Source organism: Allobosea sp. P1_A7, from assembly GCF_056406775.1.
Genome location: NZ_JBFTZN010000053.1, coordinates 38,198 through 55,754, shown reverse-complemented (window position 1 = coordinate 55,754; position 17,557 = coordinate 38,198). Strand labels below are relative to the sequence as shown.

The following is a 17,557-nucleotide window of genomic DNA, read 5'->3' as shown; positions in this document are numbered from 1 at the left end:
GAGATGCTGTAACGGGGCCTGCGTCGCGCGCTGCCCATTGCCACTTGCGTCTRGAAGGGCAAGCTGTCGCCGTTCCCGTACCGACCCTGAAGGTGGAGGATTACGGGATGWGGCTGTTCATCGGATTGGATGTGTCATTGGCGAAGACTGCGGTCTGCGCCATCACCGAGCACGGCAAGATCGTGAAGGAAGCGCAGGTCGCCAGTGACCCAGAGGCCGTGGCGGGATATGTGCTGGCGTTGGGCGGAACGGTTGCAACGATAGGGCTGGAGGCCGGCCCTTTGTCGCAGTGGCTGCATCGCGGGCTCACTGACGTCGGACTGGATGTGGTTTTGATGGAGACCCGCCAGGTGAAGGGCGCGCTCAAGGCAATGCCGATCAAAACCGATCGTCGTGACGCCGAGGGGATTGCTCGGCTGCTTCACCTCGGATGGTTCCGCCCGGTGCACTGCAAATCCATTTCGGCGCAGGAAGTCCGCGCCCTTCTGGTGAAGGTAGRCGCGATCTCCCGCGGTCGCTTCGACGTCCGCATTCGTGAACTTGCCGAAGGCAATGCCATGCTGGAGGCCGCAACAGCGCCCATGCTCCGGGCGCGCGCCAGCTTGCGCCACGAACTCGCCGGGCTCGAGCGACAGGTCCGGCTCCTTGCGCAGGAAGACCCCATCTGCCGCCTCCTGATGACGATGCCCGGCATCGGCGCTGTCGTCGGCTTGACCTTCCGATCCGCGGTTGATGATCCGACGCGGTTCTCTTCATCGAAAAAAGTGGGACCCTGGGTCGGCCTGACGCCATCGCGCAACCAATCCGGCGAGCGCGACGTCTCGGGCGGCATCACCCGCGCCGGTGACGCAAATCTCCGAAGAGCACTTTGCCAGGCGGCCACCGTCATGATGAACCGTGGGCGCTCATCATGGCTGAGAAGCTGGGCGGCACAGGTGGCGAAGCGCAGGGGTACGAAGCGTGCAATGGTCGCGCTGGCGCGGCGGATRGGGTCTATTCTGCACCGGCGGTTCCGATTGATGCCGTGGTCAGGACTGTCGCCGACCTCGGTCGAGCGCGCCTATGAGATAGGCACATCGGACGCCGTATTGGACCAGCATCATGTTGGCAGCCGTCGCGCTGACCACGGACCGAAGCATGAACCCGGGGAGATCTYAGGKSGAGGSCGCGTAGCCAGCCARGCTGGACGGYRTCGRCCAATGTGSATCGCYACRCGACCGCCTATCCGAGCGGCCGAATAATTATCCGCGCCAAAATCAAGTTGACTCAGACGGCCCCGTTACCGAAGTCCTGAGCCTAGATCCTGAAGGCGTTGGGCACGATTGAATTTGGCTCGGCCCGGACGGGCGGGATCGGGCGCTGAAGGTTCGGCAAACCACTCTTGGATTAGCAAGCTGAGCTTGATCGTCTGGACCTTATAGCCGTTCTTCTCGAGGTCCTCGGAAAGCCGGAGCGCCACTGTAGAGCAACCGGCGCCGGCATAACCGACCAAACCTATTACGAGCTCTTGCGACAAAGGTGAAACGGGCTGAACGGAAACCAGGTTCTCGTTATGGCTCGCGAGTTTGGCCTGCCCCATTATCGCCCCTGCATTCAGCGAATCTGAGCTTCGTGGCCCAGAATTCCTTCCAGATACAATTCATGCATGACAGGCCAAGTGCAAAGAAGCCTGCAGAAGCTTATCTACAGGTTTTTATCCGCACCACGCTCTTTCAACCTCAAGAATTGGCCTGAGCTGACGCAATTGGAAGAGATCCTCTGACCAGCGATTTTCAATGGTGTAACGGGCCGCCGCACCACTACGCCGCTTGGTCACAGGCTGCATATGCCGGCCGTGATGCATCCGATGGCCTCGGTGACCAAGCCTGCCGCAATCGAGAGCCCAAAAGCGGAATTTCTCAACTGCTGCAATGGGGCCGACTTCGACGTCCTCGCCCACCATCTAACTGGACCGCCTCAAAGCGGACGTCCCAGACGTCCGAAAAGGGCGAATGTCGCCCGTTGGCCAGTTTACGAACTGCCCACCCGAAAGCGGGCTCCCCGGATGTCGGCAAAGGCCTCTCCTGCACCTAGCCCCCACGACGCGTGCCAACGTTCTAGGTGACCTCTCCGAGAGTGCATAACGAGTGAAAAAGGGAGGGCGTGGTTACGCCACGCCCTCCCTTTTAGCTATGTACTTCGATGTATGTTCGCATCGCAGGGGGATATCGCCCAAGCCTTTGGTAAAATTGATCTATCACCTAAACGCGCACGAAGTATGCATGCTTAGGGTATAAGTCGTGAGCCGGGCTTTTTTTTTGGTCGTTCGCGCGAGATCGGTCTTCCCTTGGGGGCAGGCGGGCCGGTCTTGCTTGATGGAACTCGGTTTCCCTTGCGACGAAAGTACTATCCTGCAGAAAATGCATAGGGGGCATGCTTTCCACTTGCGCGGATCACAGGACCTGCTTTTCTGGAGCGCGCGCGCAAAGCCGGATCAACCGGTGCCGCTGAACGTCTCTGAGGGGAGAAAAATCCAGATGAAGCGTCGCCATTTCTTGAAGGTTGCCGGGGCGGGGGCTGCCGCTGGCGCCATTGCCAGCCCGGCCATCGCCCAGCCTATGCCTGAGCTGAAATGGCGAGTGACCTCGTCATTCCCGAAATCCCTCGACACGATCTACGGCGCTTCCGAGATTCTCGCGAAGGCCGTGTCGGAAGCGACCGACGGGAATTTCCAGATCCAGGTCTTCGCAGCCGGCGAAATCGTTCCCGGCCTGCAGGCCGCCGATGCGGTGACCAATGGCACTGTCGAGATGTGCCACACCGCTTCCTATTACTATGTCGGCAAGGATCCGACCTTCGCCTTCGGCACTGCGGTGCCGTTCGGCCTCAATGCGCGCCAGCAGAACGCCTGGTTCTACCATGGCGGCGGCAATGAATTGCTCAACGAATTCTACAAGAAGCACAACATCTACGCGATTCCCGGTGGCAATACCGGCTGCCAGATGGGCGGCTGGTTCCGCAAGGAGATCAAGACCGTCGCCGATATGCAGGGCGTGAAGATGCGCATCGGCGGCTTCGCCGGACAGGTCATGAGCAAGCTTGGCGTCGTGCCGCAGCAGATCGCCGGTGGCGACATCTATCCGGCGCTGGAAAAGGGCACGATCGACGCGGCCGAATGGGTCGGCCCGGCCGATGACGAGAAGCTTGGCTTCAACAAGGTTGCGCCGTTCTATTACTATCCGGGCTGGTGGGAAGGCGGCGCTGCGCTGCATTTCTTCATCAACCAGGCGAAGTGGGAATCGCTGCCGAAGGTCTACAAATCGGTGCTGACCACGGCGGCGGCACTGGCGAATGTCGACATGCAGGCCAAATACGATGCCAGGAATCCCGCGGCCCTGAAGCGTCTCGTCGGCGCCGGTGCACAATTGCGACCGTTTTCGCAGGAGATCATGGAAGCCTGCCTCAAGGCATCCAAGGAGGTCTATGCCGAGACCTCAGCCAAGAACCCCGACTTCAAGAAGGTCTATGAGGCGATGTCGGCCTTCCGCGGCGACGAATATCTCTGGTTCCAGATCGCCGAATACAGCTTCGACAATTTCCTGATCCGCGCGCGCGCGGCCAACCAGCTCTGAAGAGAGCGACCCGCCGGGAAACCGGCGAACTCGATCCCTGTCGGACCCCGGCCGCGAGGCCGGGGTTTTTCGCATCCGCCGGGCATGCCAATGGGGCGGCGGCCGGCCATTGCTTTGCCGCGCTTGCGGGCTAGACTCAGGGCTGGTCACGCCTTGCGCGCCGCTTGCGCATCTGTTCGGGAAGTCTTGCGAATGCCGCGTCTGATTGTCGGTCTGCTCGCCGTGTTCGCTGCAACGGTCCCCGCCGCGGCTCAGTCGATCGGCGAGCCCCTCCCTGGCCGCGGCGTCCCGTCGGCCAAGCTGCCTGCACCCAAGCTGGACAAGGCGACGCGTCCCTGCCCGGAATATGGCCCCGGCTATGTCAGGGTCGATGGTTCCTCTTTCTGCGTGCGCGCGGGCGGCTCGGTTCGGGCCGAATTCGGCAAGCGCTCCGATAATCGCTATGGCTCTGCCGTCGGTGCCACGGCCCAGCTCGAGGCACGCGGCGAGTCCACCCTCGGGCCGGTGCGCGCGATCGTCCGCGGCAAGGTTCAATCCGACCGGGGCTTGTTCGGCGACAGCTTCTATCGCTGATCCCAAGCGCTGCCGTCCGGACATGAAAAAAGGCGGGGATCGCTCCCCGCCCTTTTTGTTTCCGCTGACCGGCGCCTATTTGAGGTTGAGCGTCGGCGGGGCGTTGAGGTCGAGACCTGGCATGCTGCCGCCCAGTCCCGGGATCTGGATGGAGTCGAACTGCTTGTCGATCGACTTCTGGTCGAGCTGAATGGCCGACGCCTTGTAGTGCATCACCATCTTCGGGAAGATGATGACGAGCGCCACCATGATGCACTGGATCACCACGAAGGGCACGGCGCCCCAATAGATCTGGCCGGTGGTGACGGGCTCCATCTGCAGGCCCGTGACCTTGTCCTTGTAGCGGTGCTTGGGCGCGACCGAACGCAGGAAGAACAGCGCGAAGCCAAAGGGCGGGTGCATGAAGCTCGTCTGCATGTTCACGCCCAGGATAACGCCGAACCAGATCAGGTCGATGCCGAGTTTCTCGGCCGCGGGGCCGAGCAGCGGCACCACGATGAAGGCCAGCTCGAAGAAATCCAGGAAGAAGGCCAGCAGGAAGACCATCACGTTGACGACGATCAGGAAGCCCGTCGCGCCGCCGGGCAGCCCGACCAGCAGATGCTCGACCCAGACATGGCCGTTGACGCCGTAGAAGGTCAGCGAGAACACGCGCGCGCCGACCAGGATGAAGAGCACGAAGGCCGAGAGCTTGGCCGTCGACTCCGTCGCCTGCTTCAGCAACTCGAAGGAGAGGCGGCGCTTGCTGAAGGCGAGCAGGATCGCACCCGCCGCGCCCATCGCGCCGCCTTCGGTCGGTGTCGCGACGCCGATGAAGATCGTCCCGAGCACGAGGAAGATCAGCGCCAGCGGCGGCACCATCACGAAGATGACCTGCTCGGTCATGCGCGACAGCAGCTTGAGCCCCAGCATCTTGTTGATCAGCGCGATGACCAGCGAGACGCCAACCATGATCGACATCGTCAGCACGACGAAATCGGCCCCGGCATCGACCTTGGTATAGAGCTTCATATAGGCGTAGGCGACGCAGAAGGAGATGATCGCGACGACCAGCAGCGAGAACCGGCGTGTCTTGCCGTCGGCGTCGCGCAGGGTCTGTGCCTCCGGCGGCAGGCCGGGAGCGCGCTTCGGGTGGACGATGGTGACAAGGAAGACGTAACCGGCGTAGAGCCCGGCGAGGACGAGGCCTGGGATGAAGGCGCCCTCATACATGTCGCCAACGGACCGGCCGAGCTGGTCGGCGAGCACGATCAGAACAAGCGAAGGCGGGATGATCTGCGCCAGCGTTCCGGACGCCGCGATCACGCCCGAGGCGAGCCGGCGGTCATAACCGTAGCGCAGCATGATCGGCAGCGAGATCAGGCCCATCGAGATGACGGAGGCGGCGACGACACCGGTCGTGGCGGCGAGCAGGGCGCCGACGAAGATCACGGCATAGGCGAGGCCGCCGCGGACAGGGCCGAAGAGCTGGCCGATGGTGTCGAGCAGATCTTCCGCCATGCCCGAGCGCTCGAGCACCAATCCCATGAAGGTGAAGAAGGGAATGGCGAGCAGCACGTCGTTGTTCATCGTGCCGTAGATGCGTTCCGGCAGCGCCTGCAGGAAGTTCTCCTGGAACATGCCGAGGTCGATGCCGATCAGCGCGAAGAGCAGACCGTTGGCGGCGAGTGCGAAGGCGACGGGGTAGCCGAGCAGGAGGAAGAGCACGAGGGCGGCGAACATCACCGGCGCCATGTTGACGCGCAGAAAATCCCCGATCCCCGCGGCATGGGCATCGCCCATATGCAGGCTGAAGAAGGCAGTCAGGGTGAGCGCGAGCAAAAGCCCGGCTGCGCGCGCGAAGCGGGAGGCGGTCATCGGCGGTTTCCGGAGTTCTTCTGGGTTGCTCACGAAGCCAGGCCCTGGGCCTTGGCTTGATCCAGCAGGCGTTGCGCTTCCGCTTCCGCAGCGGCCGCATGGCCACGCAACGTCTCTTCGTCCTCCAGGAGACCGCGCATGATCGCGATCTGCTTGATGACTTCCGAAATGCCCTGACAGAACAGCATGAAGAAGCCAACGATCAGGAGCCCCTTGGCGGGCCACTGGGGCAGGCCGCCGGCCGAGAGCGACTGTTCGTTGACCGCGTAGGAGCGCCAGAAGAACGGCCAGGAATGGTAGATCATCAGCGCGCAGAACGGCAGCAGGAACAGAAGATGACCGAGAAGGTCGATCCATTGCTGAACGCGCTTCGGCAGCTGGCTGTTCAGGATGTCGATGCGGATATGCTCCTTCACCTGCAGCGTCCAGGAGGCGCACATCAGGAAGACGGCGCCGAACAGCATCCATTGCAGCTCGAGCCAGGCATTCGACGACATGTTGAAGATCTTGCGCACGATCGCGTTTACCGTCGCGACGATGACGGCCAGCAGGATCAGCCAGGCAACTTTCTTGCCGATCTGACCGTTGATCGCGTCGATGATGCGGCTGACCTTGAGAAGTCCCTGCACACCCGCTCTCCCAGATTATGAATGCACGCGGCGCATGAGGGCCATGTCGCGCTGGTTATGCGCTGGTTATACGAAGGTCTGGGGCAGCACAAGATTACGCAGGGCGACGGGTTGGGGATCAGCCGTGTMGCCGGAAGCCGCTGAAACGCAAGGAAAATAGCCCGATCGCCATCATCAGCCACATCGTGGCGATCAGGGACTGCGGCCAAAGTATGACAAGCCAGCTGATCACGATTGTGGCCAACGCACCGACCCCCAGCTGGATGGCTCCCATCAGCCCGGCTGCGGAGCCGGCAAGCTCGGGTTTGGCGGACAGCGCTGCAGCTGCCGCACCGGGAATCGTCAAGCCATTGCCGACCGAGCTGATCGCCAGCGGCAGGAAGAGGGTCAGCGGCGTCCAGTAATCGCTCATCGCGAACACCATCGCGATGCTCATCATCACGACAGAGATGATCAGGCCAATCCGCACCAGGGGAGCGGCCCCGCGCCTGACCGCGAGCCGCGACATCGCGAAGTTCCCGACCATGTAGCCGAACGCGCTCAGGATGAAATAGGCRCCATAGACATCCGAGCCCCGGCCCATCGTCTCGACGACGATGAAGGGGGCTCCGGCGACGAAGGCGAAGAACGCGGCCGATGTCATCGAAAGCGCGATGACGTTGACGATGAACTCCCGGTCGAGCGCCAGGTGCGGGAAAGAGCGGAACACGCCGAGCAGCGATGTCCTGATGCCGACATTCGGAGCGGTTTCCGGCAATCGGGCCGCCGTCAGCAGGAGAACGAGCGCGCCGGCTGCGGTCATCGCCCAGAAGATCATCCGCCAGCCGAACCAGGTTTCGATATGGCCGCCGAGATAGGGTGCGATCATCGGCGCCACCACCATGACCATGGTGACGCTGGCGATCTGGCTCGCCGCCTCGTCGCGATGGGCGCTATCGCGGATGATGGCCCGGGCCAGCGCGAAAGTCGTACCGGCACCAGCGCCCTCCAGCACGCGCGCCGCCAGCAGGACTTCCGTGGTGGGGGCCAATGCTCCGAGGATCGAGCCGAGAATGAAGACGATGATCCCGGCATTGACGCAGGGCCGCCGCCCGAAGCGGTCGGAGAGGGGGCCGATCAGCAACTGGATCAGCGCGACCGAGACGAGATAGAGCGTCAGCGTCAGCTGGATCGTCGCGTAGTTCGTGCCGAAATGGCGCGCCACGGCCGGTGTCGCAGGGGCGAGAAGGTTGAGAGCGATCGGCTGCAGGGTCGAAATCGCGACCAGAACGAGCAGGGCGGGCTTCGCTGCGACAGGCCGGCCGCTCATGACGCAGGGCCACCCTCGATCTTGAGCTTGGCACTGGGGACGACGCGCTGGCGATGCAGGGTGTAGAGGCCGCTGCCGGCGATCAGCGCGATGCCGGTCACGGCCCAGGCGTCGGGAACCTCACCCCAGAGCAGGTACCCGATCAGCACCGCGAAGGCGACGCCGGAATAGCGGTAGCCGGTGACGACCCCGACATCGGTGTTCCGGAAGGCGTTGACGATGCAGAAGCTGCCAAGCGAAACCAGCACGGCCGCGCCGCCGACATAGACGGTCTCGATCCGGCGGATCGGCACCCAGGTCTCGAAGAAGCCGAGTGCGAAGGCGGAGAGGCCGACGATGATCGTCGCCGTGAACGAAATCACCGTCGAAGGGACGTGGTTGCCGATCCTGCGGGTAACCAGATCGCGAGCCGCGGCCAATATCGCGCTGACGAGGGCCGCAATCGCGGCGATGTTCATATGCTCGGGCGTCGGCCGGATCACGACCAGCACGCCGATGAAGCCGACCGCGACGGCAACCGTCCGGCGCCAGCCGACCTTCTCGATGCCGAGCGCCACCGCGAGGACGAGGATGATGAGCGGGGAGGCCATCAGGATGGCGGTGATGTTCCCGAGTGGGAGCTTGGCCACCGACCAGATGAAGATCAGGGCGATTGCGGCCTCTATCATCCCGCGGAGCAGGACCAGCGGCCTGAACATTTCGCCGAGCTTGCGGCCTTCGCCCATCATCCAGATCATGGCGAGGGCCGTCGTCACCGCAAAGACGGCCCGCAGCGAGATTGCCTGCCCGACGGGGTAGACTTCACGTGCCAGCTTCATGAGCGCGTCGTTGCAGGTGAAGAGAAACATCGCCAGCAGCATGGCGATGATTCCGCGACGGTTTTCGGCTGAACTGGCCAAGGCAAGGTCCTGGTGGCGTCGGGAGGCCGTCGCGCAGAAGTTCTGCGCCGGGCTCTCGGCGGCTCACGCTTCCGGAAAGCGGCTGAGCGAGAAGGGTTTGAGATCGAAAGCGGATTGGCCGGTGGTGGAGAGGTCGGCGAGGATTTCGCCGATGGCGCTGGCGAATTTGTAGCCATGGCCGGAACAGGCGGATGCGAACACGGCCTGCGGGACGCCCGGCACGGCGTCGATCACGAAATCCTCGTCCGGCGTCACAGTGTAGACGCAGCCTTTCAGGCTGAGCGGTTCTCCGGCGGCATCGGGCAGGTAGCGGGCGAGGCAATCGCGGATCAGCGCCACCTGGCGCGGGCTCGGAGTGCGGTCCGGCTCGCGCGGATCCATCGGCTCGCGCCCGAAATGCGGGCCGCCGAGCTTGAAGCCAGGATGCTCGTAGAGCGGAAAGCCGTAGAAGGTGCCTTCCTCGACACTGAGGATGAAGACCGGGAAGGCTCCCGGACGATACAGCTCCGGCCGTCGCGTCGTGAACCAGCCGATGGCCTGCCGCACCGTCGAGACATTCGCGGCCAATGCCGGGACCGCGTCGGCGATCCAGCCGCCGGAGGTGATCACCAGCCGGCTAGCGGAATAGGTGCCGCGGTCGGTGCGCACGACCACGCCGCCTTGCGCGGTCGGCGCCCAGTCGAGCAGCGGCTCATTGGTCCGGATCTCGGCGCCACGCGATTGGGCGAGGCCGACATGGGCATAGATCGCCTTCTCGGAGGCGACGAACCCGCCATCGGGCTGCCAGAGACCGACATGTCCCGCCGGCAGCTGAAAGCCAGGGAAACGGCGCGCGATCTCCGGGCCCGAGAGCACCTCATGCGTCAACCCGTGGTCGAGGCAGGAGCGCAGCGAGGACTCGACCGGCCCGGCGCCTTCGGGTGCGAGATCGAGCGAACCGGTGACGTGCAGCAACTGCATGCCCGCTTCCGCGCCGGTCTCGGACCAGAGCTGATGCGCGCGCCGGACGATCGGCACGTAATGCGAGCCTTCGAAATAGGCGAGGCGGATGATCCGCGTCATGCCATGTGACGAGCCCATCGCATGGCCGAGGTCGAAGCGCTCGAGGCCAAGGACCTTCAGTCCGCGCCGCGCGAGATGCCAGCAGGCGGCGGAGCCCATGGCACCGACACCGGCAACGATCACATCGTAGCTATGACTGGTCATGGGCTGGCCTGGGGGAGGGCGATGCGGATGATCAGAGCTTTAGCTGCAGCCTCGCATTGGGTCCATGCCGGTCCGGGACGGCGAATCCCGCTTCCGGCGCATGGCCCTGCGCGCTTTCGGCCTCTCGTTTGGGCAAGTCGTGGCTTCGGGAGAAGCTTTGTTAACATTGCCCGACCATAAAGGTTCGACTTTGCGCTGTCCGGGATTGGCTGATGTTTCGCGAAAGGGTCCGGCGCTGGTTGGGCACCCAAGACCGTGCCGTTGCAGCCGGGCCTGTCGCCACTGCGGAGCCGACGTCGCCGGCAGGAGCGATCGAACTTCCCGATCCGCTCGACGATGCCTCGATCCGCGAAGCCGTCAATGCGCTCGAGCAGGATGTCGTTGCCGCCCTGCGACGCCTCACCGGGCGCCTCTATGAGGCAGAGCATACGTCGAGCCAGGCCGAGGGTGGTTCGATCGGCATTCACAGGCGTACCGGCGATCTGAGGCAGGCGGCCGAGACGGCCAGCATGAATTCGAGCGCGCTCGCGACCGCCACCCAGCAGGTCTCCGACGCGGCCGAGCAGGTCGGCAGCTCGATGAATGGCGCGCGCGACATGCTGGAGGCGGCGGCCATGCGTGCCGGCGAGGCGACGCACATGATGACAGGCCTCGCCTCCGCCACGGTCGAGATCCGCAGCATCGTCGATTCCATTGCCGAGATCGCGCGCCAGACCAATCTGCTTGCCTTGAATGCGACCATCGAAGCGGCGCGCGCCGGCGAGGCCGGCCGCGGCTTCGGCGTGGTTGCCCAGGAAGTGAAGGCGCTTTCCATCGAGGTGCGCGACGCGGTCGACCATATCCGCAACCGTGTCGATCGGCTGACCCAGACGGCCCAGGGCTCGGCCGCGATCGTCAATGATGCGCTGCAAATGGTGCGGGACGTCAATCCGGTGATCGCGGCGATCGGCAGCGCCTCGCTCGAGCAGGCAGCAGCGGCCTCGGAACTGTCGCGCAGCGCCGACGAGACGGCCCGCTTCATCGATACGGTTTCCCGGCAGGTCGGTGAGATCGACGAAATGGCCTTGGGCGCAGCGGCCCGCAGCGCCGAGGCGCGCGCCGCCATGTCGGATGGCGCGCGCCAGGCCGAAGGACTGATGGGGCGCTTCGTGCCATTGCTGCGGCACACCGTCTTCGCCGACCGCCGCCAGCATGACAGGTTCCCTGCGGAGTATCCGGTCGAGGGACACTTCGGCGCCACGACCTTCAACGCGCAGACGATCGACCTCGGCTTGGGTGGAACGCTGCTGCTCGCCCAGTCCGATCCCGGCATCCGCCCAGGCACGGGCGGGACGATCACCATCGCTGGCCTGCCGCCTTTGGCCTGCCGTCTGATGGCGTCGAGCCAGCTCGGCCTGCATGTCGCCTTCGGCGAAGCGACCGTCAGGGAGCATGAGCCCCTGCGCCGTCTGCTCGACGAGATCGAAGAATCCTATCGGCCGCTGATCGAGCGCGCGCAGCTCTTCGCGGTTCGCCTGGGCACGCTCTTCGAGCAGGCACTGCGGGATGGGAAACTGTCCGAGGCCCAGCTCTTTGACGTCAACTATCTGCCCGTGCCGGAGACCGAGCCGCAGCAATACACCAACAGCGCCTTGCCGGCCCTTGAGGCGCTGTTGCCGCCGGCGCTCGCCGAGGAACTGGCCAGCGATCCGCGGCTGGTCTTCGCCCTGCCGATCGATCGCAACGGCTATATTCCGGTGCACCACCCCGAGTTCGCCCATCCGCAGCGCAAGGGCGATCCTGCCTGGAACGCGCCGCATAGCCGCAACCGCCGCATGTTCCACGATCGCGCCGGCATCATGTCGGCCCGCTCCGTGCGCCCCTTCCTCGTCCAGTCCTACCGGCGCGACATGGGCGATGTCACCCAGCTCATGCGCGAGGTCGACGCGCCGCTCCGCGTGAATGGCCGGCATTGGGGCGGTGTGCGGATGGCCTATCGGATGTAGGAGGCCGGGGCGCCTGCGTGACGGGCCGCAGCCACCTGGAGAGTGACCGGTTCCCTCAACGTGCTCGTCCTTGCGCCGGGCAGCGGCATCGTAGAAAGAGCTCTGCCCTGAATGGAAGAGCACTGGCATGCCGCCGCCCATCACAGTCGAACTGCACCCCCATGATCCCCATTGGTCCGATCTCGCCGGGCGCGAGGCGCAACGTCTTGCGGAGGCGATCGGGCCATGCCTGCTCATCGTTCATCACGTCGGTTCGACAGCGATCCCGGCCATTCACGCCAAGCCGATCCTGGACCTTCTGCCAGTGGTCGGGAGCCTGGCTGCGCTCGATGCCCGGCAAGGCGAGCTGGAAACGCTCGGATACGAATGGTGGGGAGAGCTTGGCTTGGCCGGCCGGCGCTACCTTACGAAAGCCGATACGGAGACGGGGCGCAGGCTCGTCCAGCTCCATTGCTATCCCGAAGGCTCCCCGGAGATCACGCGACACCTGGCGTTCCGCGATTATCTCCGGGCCCGTCCCGACATCGCAGCCGCCTATGATCGCGTAAAGGCGGACTGCCGGAGCCGGCACCCCGACGACTCCCACGCTTATGGCGACTGCAAGGATGCGTGGATCAGACAGGCGGAGGCAGATGCTCTCGCGTGGTATCAAAGCCACTGAGCTGCGACGTCTTTGAGACCGGCCGGCCCCGACCTGAGCCAGCCGGCGGGGATGACAGGCCGTCCCCGTGGATAACCGCAGGCCGCAGGTCGCGCTTCCGGATCGTCGGGAGTTGCCCGCTTGGGCGACAGGGGCGCAGGTTATTGCCGCTGGAGACAAGTCTGGCACATTCGGCTGCGCGCGCCGACCGTCAGCCCCCCGTCACGCTCATATGGCGCCTGACGGCAGGGCGGGCATGCCTTCGGTCGATGACGAAGTCATGGCCCTTCGGCTTGCGCGAGATCGCCTCGTCCATGGCACGGTAGAGCAGGGCATCGTCGCCGGAGGCGCGCACGGCGGCGCGCAGATCGGCGGCGTCCTCCTGGCCAAGGCACATGTAGAGAGTGCCGGTGCAGGTCAGGCGCACCCGGTTGCAGCTTTCGCAGAAATTATGGGTCATCGGCGTGATGAAGCCGAGCAGCCCGCCGGTCTCGCGAACTCGGACATAGCGCGCCGGGCCGCCGGTACGATAGGGATCCTCGTCGAGCGTATAGCGGTCCATCAGCCTCGCGCGGACGATCGAGAGCGGCAGGAACTGGTCGATGCGTCCGGGCTCGATCTCGCCGAGCGGCATCACCTCGATCAAGGTGAGGTCCATGCCGAGTCCATGGGCCCATTGCATCAGGCCCTCGATCTCATCCTCGTTGACGCCCTTCAGGGCCACCGCATTGATCTTGACCCTGAGCCCGGCCTCGCGCGCAGCCTCGATACCGCGCTGCACTTTGCCGAGATCGCCCCAGCGCGTGATCGCGCGGAATTTGTCCGGATCGAGCGTGTCGAGCGAGACATTGATGCGCCGCACGCCGCAGGCTGCGAGCTCGCTCGCATAGCGCTCCAGCTGCGAGCCGTTGGTCGTCAGGGTCAACTCATCCAGCGCGCCGCTGGTCAAATGCCGCGAGAGCGAGCGGAACAGGTTCATGATGTCGCGCCGGACCAGCGGCTCGCCGCCGGTGATGCGCAGTTTGCGGGTGCCGCGCGCCACGAAGGCGGTCGCAACCCGGTCGACCTCTTCCAGCGTCAGCAGATCGCGCTTGGGCAGGAACGTCATGTCCTCGGACATGCAGTAGACGCAGCGGAAATCGCAGCGATCCGTCACGGAGATGCGCAGATAGCTGATCTCCCGGCCGAACGGATCGATCAGCGGCGGGCGCATCACGGGCTTGTGGGAGTCGATCAGCACTCTGGTTTCGTCTCTACAGCGTTTCCACCATCCGCTGCTCGCACGTGCGTGGTGGCAGCCGCATAGCTATATCATGTTCAGACATTGGCACTGGCGTGCGTGGCGTCAATAGCTGCGATCGTCACATCCCCTTGGTGAAAAACGAAGATGTCAGCCTGGCCCACCGAAATCCGCCTCTCCAAGGATCGGCGCACCCTCCACATTGCCTTCGAGGACGGCGCGAGCTTCGCGCTGGCGGCCGAGCTGCTGCGGGTGGAAAGCCCGTCCGCCGAAGTCCAGGGCCATGACCCGAGCCAGAAGAAGACGGTGCCGGGCAAGGCCGAGGTCGAGATCATCGGCGTCGACCCCGTCGGCCACTACGCCGTCAAGCTCTCCTTCGACGACATGCACGATACCGGCATCTTTGCCTGGGACTATCTGCGCGAGCTCGGCGAGCATGCGCAGGAGAAGACGCAGGCCTATCTCGACGCTCTCGCCGCCAAGGGGCTGTCGCGGGAGCCTGTCAGACGGAGGTGACCGGCTTCCGAACCGGCGCGGTCAGGACCGCCCGGCTCGAACAACAAAAAGGCCGGCACGAGGCCGGCCTTCCTTATCCAGGGAAGCGGGTCGCTCAGCGGGCGACGACGACCCGGGTGCCGACCTTGGTGCGCTCGTAAAGGTCGATCACATCATCGTTCAGCATGCGGATGCAGCCCGACGACACGGCCTGGCCGATCGTCTCCGGCTCGTTCGAGCCATGGATGCGATACAGGGTCGAGCCGAGATACATGGCGCGGGCGCCCATCGGGTTCTCCGGGCCACCGGGCATGAAGCGCGGCAGGTCGGGGCGCCGCTTCAGCATCTGCGACGGCGGGGTCCAGGTCGGCCACTCCGCCTTGCGCGTGATGGCCTGCGAGCCGGACCAGTCGAAGCCGGGGCGGCCGACGCCGACGCCATAGCGCACGGCCTTGCCTTCGGGCAGCACGAAATAGAGTCGGCGCTCGGTCGTGTTGATCACAATGGTGCCGGGCCGCTGCCGGGTGTCATAGGACACGATCTCGCGGGGAATGGCGGTAGCCTGCGCCTTGGCGGCCTCAGGGTTCTGCATCAATGGCTGGCGCGTCAGCGGATCGATCTCATAGGCATTGGCAGTCGACGCGGCAGCCATCAGGCCCAAGCCTGCGAACATGGCCATTCGGAAAGAGCGGTTCATCGGGACCTCAGGGCGTGGATTCGCGCGGACATGAAGTTGACCGGAAAAAGTCAACATCTCCTCAATCTCCTGTCAGACTCACGTTTGGCGTGCAATCATTGTGGCATCACATCGACGCGAGGCACGGGCTTTCGACCGCCGCGTTGCGCACCTGCAACATAAACTTGGCCGCTCAGCTCTTGAGCACGACGCAGGCCCCGTTCTGCGCCTGGATGCGACGGCACAGCGCGGTTGCCTCGGTCCGTGTGGCGGCCGGCAGCCGCACCCGATAGAAGGCCCGCGTCCCGCGGCTGCGCAGCCGTGTGCCGATGATCATCGGTTGCAGCTCGGCAATGATCGTCCGATGCTTCTCGCTCGCCCGCTGGAACGACGCCAGCGCCCGGGCCTTCGAGAAGTTTCCGGCCAATTGCACGCCCCATGGCGCGAAGGGCGCCTCCCGCAGCTCGAGCGGCTTGCTGCCGGCGCGGATCGCCACGACCGTCGTTGCGCAGAACGAGGTTTCGTCTCGCGTTGCGCGCCGGGCAGGGCGGTCGCGCCCGTCGCCGTTCACGGCCGCGCGCGCATCCTCGGCCCAGGTCTCGGCGGCGACGCCAGTGATCGAGAGCACATAATTCTCAGTCTCGAATGGCAGGCCGCCGCGACCGGCCAGCCAGGATGCGACCCGGTTCGGGCCGCCGTTATAGGCGGCGGCGGCAAGTCCCCAATTGCCGAAGCGCTGGCGCAACTCCGCCAGGAAATGGGCAGCCTTCGGCACGGCCTGCTCCGGGTCGAACGGGTCGAGCAGGCCGCGCTCGCGCGCCGTGCCCGGCATGAACTGCGCCACGCCCTGGGCTCCCGCCGGGCTGGTGACGCCCGGGCGAAAGCTCGATTCCTGAAAGATCAGCCGGGTGAGGAAGGCGGCCGGAACCCCCTGGCCCCGCGCCGCTTCGTCGATCAGCCGACAGAGGGCCTGGTCGATTCCGGAGGAGGCTGGCTCCTCCGGCGCTGCCAAGGCCGGACACGCGAGCAGCGCGCCTGCGAGGCATGTCACTGGGACCAGATGGCGGTGACGCCGCCGCGGACAGGCCGTTGCCGCCCCGCCGAGCCGCCGCAACAGGCGCGGCAGGATGTCAGCCGCGGCCTCAAAGGCGTCTGCGATCACAGTTCGAGGGGTTGGGCGGATCGGCATGGCTCTGTATCGCATGGGCGCACTGATTGCTCGACACATCCCGCCCGTCTCGGTCACAATCCGTCTCGGGTCCGGAACCTGTGTTTGACCGGACAAGTCTGCGGAAGGGCCTAACGATGTTCAACTGGATCATTCAGGCATTGCTGGCCTTGGCCGGGATCGTCGCCGCTTGGTTCGTTGCTCCCAGCGCTCCCAATTTCGACTTTGTTCAGATGGTGGTTGCGCTTCTCCTGCTGACGGTCTTCGTGGCGCTCGCGGCCTTCTGGCCGACATTGGCTATCTGGCGCCGGAACCGTCGGCCCCGCGATCGGGCATGATCAGGTGTTCGAGGGACGCGCCTGCTGCCGTGCCGGGGCGAGGCTGAAACCAATCGGGTGTTCGCGCGTAGTTGCTTCATCTGCAACCGCCATAGGGAATTCCTGTGTCCGAGCCGTGCAAGGGGCCGGTGGATGGTGCCGCAAAGGCGCGCGAGGGCGGTCGTCTGATGCAGGTTTCCGCTGAGGAGCAAGCGCTCGTCAGGCTTTACCGGTCGCTCTCCTTCGAAAACCAGCGAAATGTCATCCGCTATGCCGACGCGGTGCGGGATATCGGGACCATGTTCCAGCGCGCCCCTGCAGGGGATTCCCCCTGACCGCGAAGCCGGCGCAATGGACACGATCCGGCATCGTGGACACACTCCGCCAGTCTGAGCAAACCAGTCCAGCGAAGGAGTTCGCTCAATGCCGATCGGGTCTCCTCTGCCTGTCCTTGCCGCAGTTTTCCTTGCCATCGCCTCGGGCGCCGCCCCCGCCGCAGCCCAGCAGCGGACGCTCGGTCCGTCGACAGGCTCGGTCCGCATCCAGCAGGTCCAGGTTGCCTTCATCGGCTCCGGCGAGGTCGGCGGCGGAACGCTGAAGTTCGGCGGCCGTTCCTACGGCATCACGGTCGGCGGTGTGGGCTTCGGCGCCTCACGGATGACGGCGTCGGGGACGGTCTACGGCCTTCACCGCTTGCAGGATTTCACGGGGGCTTATGTCCAGTTGCGCGAGAGTTGGGCGCTGGGAGCGCAGGGCAAGGGCAGCGTCTGGTTCCGCAACAGCAATGGCGTCACGATGAAGCTGAACACGCGCCGCCAGGGTCTGCAGCTTGCGCTTGGGGCAGACGGCATCCTGATCGGTTTCAAGTGATCCGGGGCCGAAGGCCCGCGCTCTGACACAATCGGACCTGACGAGATCGCGAGCCAGGGCTTGCTCGCGATCTCGCCGAGAT

The 17,557-nt window shown here is 64.8% G+C and carries 16 protein-coding genes and 1 pseudogene; 9 read left to right on the top strand and 8 right to left on the bottom strand.

Annotation, left to right across the window (positions count from 1 at the left end; genetic code table 11):
- Positions 1 to 107 precede the first annotated feature (107 nt).
- The 3 genes and pseudogenes from AC1D34_RS11900 to AC1D34_RS11890 all read left to right on the top strand — a co-directional run.
- Positions 108 to 1,007 (top strand): annotated as a pseudogene (locus AC1D34_RS11900) (IS110 family transposase); the annotation flags it as partial.
- 1,509 nt (positions 1,008 to 2,516) lie between these two features.
- Complete coding sequence (locus AC1D34_RS11895; protein ID WP_113514737.1) at positions 2,517 to 3,611, top strand: TRAP transporter substrate-binding protein; 1,095 nt, start codon at positions 2,517 to 2,519, stop codon at positions 3,609 to 3,611.
- Positions 3,612 to 3,803: 192 nt separating this feature from the next.
- Positions 3,804 to 4,184 (top strand): porin family protein, encoded by a 381-nt coding sequence (locus AC1D34_RS11890; protein WP_441489206.1) that lies wholly within the window; start codon positions 3,804 to 3,806, stop codon positions 4,182 to 4,184.
- A gap of 75 nt (positions 4,185 to 4,259) precedes the next feature.
- Here the strand turns inward: AC1D34_RS11890 and AC1D34_RS11885 are convergent, their stop codons facing one another.
- From AC1D34_RS11885 to solA, 5 genes are all read right to left on the bottom strand, one after another.
- Complete coding sequence (locus AC1D34_RS11885) at positions 4,260 to 5,966, bottom strand: TRAP transporter large permease (RefSeq protein WP_441489237.1); 1,707 nt, start codon at positions 5,964 to 5,966, stop codon at positions 4,260 to 4,262.
- A 104-nt stretch (positions 5,967 to 6,070) separates the two neighbouring features.
- The gene (locus AC1D34_RS11880) at positions 6,071 to 6,670 is read right to left on the bottom strand and encodes a TRAP transporter small permease subunit (protein WP_441489207.1); all 600 of its coding nucleotides are present in this window, start codon (positions 6,668 to 6,670) and stop codon (positions 6,071 to 6,073) included.
- Between the two features lie 118 nt (positions 6,671 to 6,788).
- Complete coding sequence (locus AC1D34_RS11875) at positions 6,789 to 7,979, bottom strand: multidrug effflux MFS transporter (protein WP_476824294.1); 1,191 nt, start codon at positions 7,977 to 7,979, stop codon at positions 6,789 to 6,791.
- On the bottom strand, positions 7,976 to 8,878 hold the full coding sequence (locus tag AC1D34_RS11870) for a DMT family transporter (protein WP_441489209.1): 903 nt from the start codon (positions 8,876 to 8,878) through the stop codon (positions 7,976 to 7,978). Before AC1D34_RS11870 ends, AC1D34_RS11875 begins: the two co-directional genes overlap by 4 nt.
- Positions 8,879 to 8,941: 63 nt before the next feature.
- Positions 8,942 to 10,084 (bottom strand): N-methyl-L-tryptophan oxidase, encoded by a 1,143-nt coding sequence (gene solA, locus AC1D34_RS11865; protein ID WP_476824293.1) that lies wholly within the window; start codon positions 10,082 to 10,084, stop codon positions 8,942 to 8,944.
- A gap of 212 nt (positions 10,085 to 10,296) precedes the next feature.
- On the opposite strand from solA, the gene AC1D34_RS11860 reads away from it, so the two are divergent.
- Positions 10,297 to 12,069 (top strand): methyl-accepting chemotaxis protein, encoded by a 1,773-nt coding sequence (locus AC1D34_RS11860; RefSeq protein ID WP_476824292.1) that lies wholly within the window; start codon positions 10,297 to 10,299, stop codon positions 12,067 to 12,069.
- Between the two features lie 127 nt (positions 12,070 to 12,196).
- The gene (locus AC1D34_RS11855; protein WP_441506569.1) at positions 12,197 to 12,730 is read left to right on the top strand and encodes a GrpB family protein; all 534 of its coding nucleotides are present in this window, start codon (positions 12,197 to 12,199) and stop codon (positions 12,728 to 12,730) included.
- A gap of 190 nt (positions 12,731 to 12,920) precedes the next feature.
- Here the strand turns inward: AC1D34_RS11855 and moaA are convergent, their stop codons facing one another.
- Positions 12,921 to 13,922, bottom strand: coding sequence for a GTP 3',8-cyclase MoaA (gene moaA / locus AC1D34_RS11850; protein WP_476824296.1), 1,002 nt, complete (start codon positions 13,920 to 13,922; stop codon positions 12,921 to 12,923).
- A 174-nt stretch (positions 13,923 to 14,096) separates the two neighbouring features.
- Here moaA and AC1D34_RS11845 point away from each other — a divergent pair, with 174 nt between their 5' ends.
- Positions 14,097 to 14,465 (top strand): gamma-butyrobetaine hydroxylase family protein, encoded by a 369-nt coding sequence (locus AC1D34_RS11845; protein WP_441489213.1) that lies wholly within the window; start codon positions 14,097 to 14,099, stop codon positions 14,463 to 14,465.
- Positions 14,466 to 14,559: 94 nt separating this feature from the next.
- On the opposite strand, the gene AC1D34_RS11840 is transcribed toward AC1D34_RS11845, so the two are convergent.
- Positions 14,560 to 15,141: a L,D-transpeptidase gene (locus AC1D34_RS11840; RefSeq protein WP_113514822.1), complete on the bottom strand. Its 582-nt coding sequence runs from the start codon at positions 15,139 to 15,141 to the stop codon at positions 14,560 to 14,562.
- A gap of 172 nt (positions 15,142 to 15,313) precedes the next feature.
- A complete protein-coding gene (locus AC1D34_RS11835) occupies positions 15,314 to 16,309 on the bottom strand; it encodes a lytic transglycosylase domain-containing protein (RefSeq protein ID WP_441506568.1) in 996 nt (331 codons plus the stop codon).
- A gap of 116 nt (positions 16,310 to 16,425) precedes the next feature.
- Between AC1D34_RS11835 and AC1D34_RS11830 the strand changes: the two genes are divergently transcribed.
- The 3 genes from AC1D34_RS11830 (at position 16,426) to AC1D34_RS11820 (ending at position 17,475) form a co-directional block, all read left to right on the top strand.
- Entirely contained in the window at positions 16,426 to 16,626 is a 201-nt protein-coding gene (locus tag AC1D34_RS11830) for a hypothetical protein (RefSeq protein WP_441489215.1), read from the top strand.
- Between the two features lie 104 nt (positions 16,627 to 16,730).
- Complete coding sequence (locus AC1D34_RS11825; RefSeq protein ID WP_476824291.1) at positions 16,731 to 16,940, top strand: hypothetical protein; 210 nt, start codon at positions 16,731 to 16,733, stop codon at positions 16,938 to 16,940.
- A gap of 88 nt (positions 16,941 to 17,028) precedes the next feature.
- On the top strand, positions 17,029 to 17,475 hold the full coding sequence (locus AC1D34_RS11820) for a hypothetical protein (RefSeq protein WP_476824290.1): 447 nt from the start codon (positions 17,029 to 17,031) through the stop codon (positions 17,473 to 17,475).
- Positions 17,476 to 17,557 lie beyond the last annotated feature (82 nt).